This is a genomic window from Actinoalloteichus spitiensis RMV-1378 (assembly GCF_000239155.1).
GTDB classification, from domain to species: Bacteria; Actinomycetota; Actinomycetes; order Mycobacteriales; family Pseudonocardiaceae; genus Actinoalloteichus_B; species Actinoalloteichus_B spitiensis.
Map to the genome: position 1 here is coordinate 1 of NZ_AGVX02000074.1, position 7067 is coordinate 7067.

4 protein-coding genes are annotated in these 7067 nt (G+C 74.5%); 3 read left to right on the top strand and 1 reads right to left on the bottom strand.

The features are described 5' to 3' along the window. Positions 1-485: 485 nt before the first annotated feature. From ACTIDRAF_RS0203715 to ACTIDRAF_RS0203725, 3 genes are all read left to right on the top strand, one after another. The gene (locus tag ACTIDRAF_RS0203715) at positions 486-1994 is read left to right on the top strand and encodes a hypothetical protein (protein WP_157162826.1); all 1509 of its coding nucleotides are present in this window, start codon (positions 486-488) and stop codon (positions 1992-1994) included. Then, positions 1991-3967: a glycosyltransferase gene (locus ACTIDRAF_RS0203720; protein WP_016697374.1), complete on the top strand. Its 1977-nt coding sequence runs from the start codon at positions 1991-1993 to the stop codon at positions 3965-3967. Before ACTIDRAF_RS0203715 ends, ACTIDRAF_RS0203720 begins: the two co-directional genes overlap by 4 nt. 222 nt (positions 3968-4189) lie before the next feature. Then, positions 4190-4963 (top strand): VOC family protein, encoded by a 774-nt coding sequence (locus tag ACTIDRAF_RS0203725; protein ID WP_016697375.1) that lies wholly within the window; start codon positions 4190-4192, stop codon positions 4961-4963. 47 nt (positions 4964-5010) lie between these two features. Here ACTIDRAF_RS0203725 and ACTIDRAF_RS0203730 read toward each other — a convergent pair whose 3' ends face one another. Continuing rightward, positions 5011-6648 carry a TM0106 family RecB-like putative nuclease gene (locus ACTIDRAF_RS0203730; RefSeq protein ID WP_016697376.1) on the bottom strand — a complete coding sequence of 546 codons (1638 nt, stop codon included), beginning with the start codon at positions 6646-6648 and terminating at the stop codon, positions 5011-5013. Positions 6649-7067 lie beyond the last annotated feature (419 nt).

Here is a 7067-nt window from a genome sequence, read left to right on the forward strand (position 1 = left end):
CGGGACGCGCGGGCCGGTTGGCACCGCCGCAGGCCGGTGCGCGGCGACCGCGCCTCCGCCAGGCCGGCGGGCCGGCCACCGGCGACGCCCGGGACGTCATCGGAGGAACGGAGCGCCATCTTCCCGGTTCGTTCCGACGGGGGCGTGGGTCGCGAAGCCCACCCGGCCCGGGTTGTGCACAGGGGACGCGCCATCCACAGGTCCAGCGCCGAGCCGCCCGGCAGGACCTCCTCCCCCGATAGACTGGCCTCGGGGTCGTCCCCCCGGGGTGGGTGGGGGATGCGTGCCGCGGAACCCGTCCTCCCCTGGCGCTTCCGGTCCGGCTGGTCCGGCCTTGGCCGGAACGATCAGGAAGGGTGCGTACCCCGATGGACTTCCGGTCACGCCGCCGCTGGCGAGGCACCGCCAACCCGGGCTGGTCACACCTGGCCGGGCTTTCCCTGGTTCGGGGACGCCGCTCGCGGCGGCTTGGATACAGTGCGGGCGTGCCAGATCCTTCGAGTCCACCAGTGGTAGGAGCGGCCGCCCTCTGGTCCAGTTCGGACACGGCCGGTTTCGGTGACCAGCTGCTGCCCTGGCTGGTGCGTGAGGAGATCGGGGCCCGCCTGCCGGGCTGGCGGATCACCACGCTCGCACCCCTGGGCTGGAACGCCTCGCCCAACACCGCCGTCACCGACACCGCCGAACCGCTCGGGCCGTCGGATGCCGGCCGACGCCACCGGCTGGCCGAGACGACCACGTTCACGCTCGTCGCACCGTCGTTCCCGCTGGCCGGCAAGCCGGGCTCCCTCACGGCGCGGTACGGCGACGACCGCGCCGAGGGTGCCGCCGGGTTGCTGGACCACGGCCTGGGTGCCGACCTCGAAACCGACCACCCCGTGGTGTGGTCCGGGGTGCGGGTCGCCCCGTTCCCGTCCGAGGAGGTCGTCCGGGCGGCCGCGCGGCAACCCCGGTGCGCCGTGCGCGACCAGCGTTCCCGGACTCGGCTCCTCACCTCGGCGCGGCGCCTCGACCCGGCCGTGGAGCTCGACCCCGTCGTCCTCCCCCACCCCGGGATCCTCGCCGGCCGGTGGCTGGACGAGGCGGCCATGACCTCGCTCCGCCGCCAGCTCCGCCAGCTGGGGCGGCTGCCGGCGGACGACGGTTACGTCGTGCTGCCCAGCGCCGTCCCCGGCTCGGCCGGACCGGAACTCGTCGAGCGGCTCACCGGACGGCTCCGCCGGGCACTGACCTCCGCTGGTCGCCCTGGCCCCGTCCCCCCGGTCGTCGTCCTGCCCACCGGCCCGGCCGTGACCGACGCGCCGAGCTGGTTGGCGCCCACCCCGCCGGGGGAGGCGTACCGGCTCCCCGCCGGTCTGGTGGTCGAGGACCGCCTCGCCGTCCTCGCCGGGGCGTCCCTGGTCATCGCGGGCGACGAACACACCGCGGCCGCCTCGGCGGGAGTGGGCACGCCCTGGGTGTTGTTCGACCCGGAAGGCGAGGACAGCCCGGCGATCCGCGAGTTCGGACGGCCCGAACAGGTGGCCCCGACGTTGGGAGGTCTCCCGGCCGCGGTACGCGCCGCCCTCGCCCCCGTCGACGCACCCAGCCCCGTCACCCTGGCCCGTCGGCGGCTGGACGAGCACTTCGACGCGGTGGCCCTCATCGCCGAGGAGACCCTCGGTCGGCGCGGCGGCCACCTCGACCGCCGGGCGGTGGAGCTCGCCGCCGAGAACACGGCGCTGCGCGAGGCCAACTCGCGGCTGCGGCAACGGGTGCTGTTGGAACGCGGTGAACTGGTGGAGGCCCTCACCTCGGCCTGGCAGGAGACCCGCGAGGCCCGCGGTGAGACCGACCAGGTCCGGGCCGAGTTGGAGGCGGAACGCGCGGCGCACGCCGCCGCCGCGGCCAGGGAGGCGGAGCTCCGGCGTGAGCTGGAGGCCTGGCAGCACACGAAGCTCGTGCGGTGGACCCGACCGCTGCGGGACGCCTACGGGAAGGTTCGGGACTCGTGAACGGGGCCGCCGTCGACGTGCCGGCGACGAGGGCCGTCACCTTCGTCATGGTCAGCCACGGTGGTGGCGACCTCGTCATGAACTGCCTGGACAGCCTGCGCAAGCACACCACCGTCCCCTACCGGGTCGTCGTGGTCGACAGCGCGTCCCTGGACGGGACGGCGGACTGGTTGGAGGAACGTCTCACCGACCGCGCCGAGGTCACCCTGCTGCGGCTGCGGGAGAACCTCGGGTTCGGCGCCGGGTGCAACCTCGGGGTGCGGCAGGCCGACACCGAGCTCGTCTGCTTCCTCAACGCCGACGTCGAACTCTCCGAAGGCTGGTTGGAACCGCTGCTCGCGGTGCTGGACCGCCGGCCGGACGTGGGTGCGGTCGCCCCGGTGCTGCTCGGTCAGGACGGAGAGCTCCAGGAAGCGGGCAGCGTCATCGGCGGCGACGGTTGGTGCCAGGCGTGGGACGCGGAGCGTACCCAGCTCGACGACCTGTTCCCCCGCGTCGTGGACTACGCCTCGGCCGCGTGCCTGCTCATCCGCCGACGGGCCTTCTTCGCCGCCGGCGGGTTCTCCCCCGACTACGAGATCGCGTACTTCGAGGACGTCGACCTGGCCTTGGAGCTCCGACGCCGAGGATGGCTCACCTGGGTCGAGCCCGCATCCCGGGTGACGCACGTCCGGCACGGCAGCTCGGGGTCGGAGCGGGCCGCCGAGCTCATGCGGCACAACCACGGTGTGTTCCGCCGGCGCCAGGCTCCGGTGCTGCGCGGCAGGCCCCCGCGCATCGGCATGGAGGAGGCTCCGCACCGGCAGATCCAGTTGCGGGACCGGCCAGCCCCCCACCGGGTGCTGCTCATCGACGACCGGGTTCCCCAGGCCGACCGGGGCCGGGGCGACCCGAGGACGCAGGCCGTGCTCGACGCGTGGGTCGACGCGCATCCCGCCGGTAGGGTCACCTACCTGGCCGCGTTCCCCGACCGTGCTCGGGAGTGCGCCCCGGCGCTGCGGGCGCGCGGTGTCGAGGTGGTGTGGGGGGTCGAGGACCCCGAGGCGTGGGGGCGGGAACGCGCCGGGCTGTACGACGTGATCGTGGCGTTCCGCCCGCACAACTTCGTCAGCCACGGCGAGCCGATCTCCCGCAGCCAACCCCAGGCCGTCCGCGTGTACGACGCGGAGGCGCTGTTCCACCGCCGACCGCAGCAGCACTTCGAGACGGCGACGGACTCGGACGAGCGGCGGCGGTTCGCGGTGGAGGCCACCCGACTGCGCGACCAGGAGACCGCCGCGTTCACCTGGGCCGATGTCGGGGTCTGCGTGAGCGAGGAGGAAGCCGAGTGGGCGGCGTCGGTCGCTCCCGACCGGCCGATCAGGGTGGCCTGCTATCCGACTCCGCCGGTGGTCGAGGTTCCCGGTCTGGAGGGGCGCGACGGGCTGGCCTTCTTCGGCGGCTTCGACGGCACCCCCGGCACCCCCAACGAGCGGGCGGTGCTCGAGCTGGTCGGCGACGTGCTGCCCGGCCTGCGGGAACGCCACCCGGGTCTGCGGCTCCGCGTGATCGGCGCCGACCCCTCGCCGGCCGTGTTGGCGCTGCGCGGCGACGACATCGAGGTCACCGGCAAGGTGCCCGACCCCCGTCCCTGGCTGGCGAGCGCCCGGGTGCACGTGGTCCCCATGCGCTACGGCGCCGGCGTGAAGATCAAGTTCGTGGACTCGATGGCGGCCGGTCTGCCCTTCGTGACGACACCGGTCGGTGCGGAGGGGCTCCACCTCGGTGTGTTGGCCCGCCACCTCGTGGGTTCGTCGCCCGCCGAGCTGGTCGAGGCCTGTGACCGGCTGCTCGCCGACGACGTCCTGTGGGCCGACGTGCAGGCGGAGCTGGTGGAGATCTGCCGGGAGCACTTCTCCTCGACGGCGTTCGACCGGGCGATGACCCGGGTCATCGCCGACTGCGGTCTGCCGCCGCGCCCGGCGGGGGTGTGACCGGGCGCGCCGGGTGAGCGGACCAGGGCGGGTGGACTGCCCGGGGCGTGGCCCACGTGGGCGGCGAGGTGCTGGCCGGGGCTCGTGGGCGGCGACCACGACGCCCACGGGGTTCCTCCACCGCCGGGGCGGGTTTGCGGCAGACGAGCACGGCTACCCGGTAGTGGTGCGACCGCGCGGGGCGGGACGTCGCCCCGCCGCTTCGGTGGAGGAGCGGGGACCATGGGCGAGGCGCGAGGCTACGACCAGGGGACGCCGTGCTGGGCCGACTACTGGGCCCGCGACCGGCGCGCCGCGATGGACTTCTACGGGGCCGTGCTGGGGTGGGAGTTCGACGAGGGGCCGCCGGAGACCGGCTACTACACCACGGCATCGGTGGGTGGGAAGGTCGCGGCGGGCCTGTTCCAGCCCCAGGAGTCGGACGCCCCCGTCACCTGGGGCGTGTACCTGGCGAGCGATGACGTCGACGCCACCGCTCGCGCCGTCACCGAGGCTGGTGGCCGACTCGTGATGGGGCCCACCGACGTCATGGCGGAGGGCCGGATGCTGCTGGCGACCGACCCGGCCGGCGCGGTGTTCGGGGCGTGGCAGGCCGGTCGGCACCGGGGGTTCCAGCTGGTGGACCAGCCGGGGGCGGTTGCCTGGACCGAGTTGGCCACCCGTGACGCCGAGACGGCGCGTTCCTTCTACGCCAGGGTGTTCGGGGTGGAGATCAGCCCGCCAATGGCGGCGGACTTCGACTACACGACGATCCGCGTGGACGGGCGGGACGTGGCCGGTGTGCGGGGTGTCGGATCGGACGAACCCGAGGACACCGCCCTGGGCTGGGGGACCGTCTTCGCGGTCCCCGCCACCGACGACGCGCTGGACATCGTCACGGGGCGGTGTGGGGTGGTGGTGCGGGCCGCCGAGAACAGCCCCTACGGTCGGCTCGCGACCTGCCGGGACCCCCAGGGCGGCCAGTTCTCCCTGGTCGGACCGAACACCGGGGAGTGAACGGGGGAGGCAGTGCCACGGGCCAGGGTGGCGACGGAACCAGCCCGTCAGAGGTCCCCGAGGAAGGGGACGCGGGCCACCTCGGGTGAACACATCCAGTTCCGGACGGCGAGGGTCGCCCGGACGTCGTCCTCGTTGTAGGTGAGCAGGCGGTTCCGCTGGTCGAGGTCGGGAACCTGGCCCTCGTACCCGACGGCGTCGCGGTACCAGCGCATCGAGTTCTCCCCGCTGGCCTCGGGGTCGCGCCACCCGAAACCGGCTTCGGGGGCGATGGTCTTCAGGCCCTTCCCCCTGGTGCAGAGGAAGTGGTCCCGGACGCTGGCGAAGATGTCCACCCACTGGTCGGACCTGATGAAGCCGCGGACCTCCCTGGTGGTGGGCACGCCGGGCCGGCCGGGGAACCGCTCCGCGCTGGAGAGCATCCAGCGGTTCTCGGCGAGTTCGTTGTAGCAGTAGGCGCGGAAGGTCAGCCCGCGCTCGCGGGCCCGCGAGCGGACGAGGCGCAGCCATGTCCAGAACTCGCCGAAGGAACGGGCCTCGTCCTCCGTCGGGACCGGCTCCCAGGTGGCGAACGCGCGGTAGCCGGGTTCCAGGCCGATGTCGGCACCCGAAAGCCAACAGCCCCACAGGTAGGCGCCGGCGTCACCGAAGCTCTCCATGTCGATGTCGAGTTCGACGTCGGCCCTGGGCACGGTCACCTGCGGTGAGCGGCGCACCAGGCTGAGGTCACGTCGCCACGCCCTGGCGAGGGCGACGGCGTCGGCCAGCGAGGTCACCGGGAGGGGGTGGGTGTCCTCCTGCTCCGGGTCGAGCGCGGCGAGCGCGTCGACGGTGGTGATGCCCGCGTCCCGCAGCGCCACCGCGTCCTCACCCCGCACCACCAGGCTGACGTCCCTGGCCGAGCGCAGCCGGTCCTCGCAGATCGGCCACCACGGGCAGGAACGGCATTCCATGATCCGGGAGGGGGTGGCCAGGGGGTCCGCGCCGGACGCGGCGGCGGTGGCCACCGCAAGGCGGTCGGCGAAACGGTGGTCGTACTCGTCCAGGGCGGTGCGGTTGCCCGGCCAGGTGGGTGCGTCCAGGTCGTGCCAGACGACGACGTCGGCGTCCATCCCGATGGCACCGCCGGTGGCGCGCCCCGACCGTTGCCGCCCGGCGGCCTGGAGGAGCCGGAACGCGTGTGCGAGTCGCAGCTGGTCGCGGGCCTGCGGGCGGACTTTCCGGTGCGGGTCCGGGTGGGCCAGGTCGGGCAGGGGGGTGTCGAGGGGGCTGGTCCTGGCCCCGGTTCCCGGGTCGGTGACCTTGTGGCGGACGACGAGCACCGGCACGTAGCCGTCGTGGCAGCGGACGAGGAGGTCGATGCCGCCTCGGCGTCCGCCGTGTTCGTCGGTGGGGAGCTGCGCCGCCCAGATGTAGGGGGTTCCGGCCCGCATGGCACGCAGCGTTTCGAGTTCCCGCCGCGCCGTCGACGTGTTCCGGGGGATCTCCACCCACCCTGTTCCGAAGCGGGCGGCCAGGCCGTCCGCGACCCGCCGCCGGTGGGCGGCGGCGTCGGCGATCCGCTGCTCGGCGCCGCTGTCCAGGGGTGCGAGTTCGACGCCGGTCATCTCCGGGTCGTGTTCGAGATGCACGCGGCGGCGGCACCGCGTCACGACCCCGGCGTCCAGCAGCACGGTGTCCGTCACGGCACCCAGCCTATGTCTCGGTCGTGCCCGGCCGGTGGCACCCCACGTCGCCGCTGGTCACGGCGTTGCCGCGCGGCCGGGGCGGTGGGTCTGCCAGGATTGGGCGCCCACCCGGTGGGCGGTGGCCGCTGGGGCGGCCGCGGCCCCGGAGGGGCGGGCCCCTCGACCGCCGGCCGGTGGTCGTGCGTCCCGCCCCACCGCAGGCTGCGCCCCGGTGGCCGTCGGGGGGAGCATGGGGGCAGCCGTTGGCGGATCGCCGCCGCGGACCGGGCGGCCGAGCACGTGGAGGTGGCGGAGATGGCCGGCAGGAAACGGGACGTCGGTTCCGGGCGCAGGGCGAAACGGCTGGTGGGGGTGGCGAAGGTCCTGGTCCCGGCGGCGGCGCCCGTGGTGCTGCCGTTGGCGGCGGGGGCCGCCGC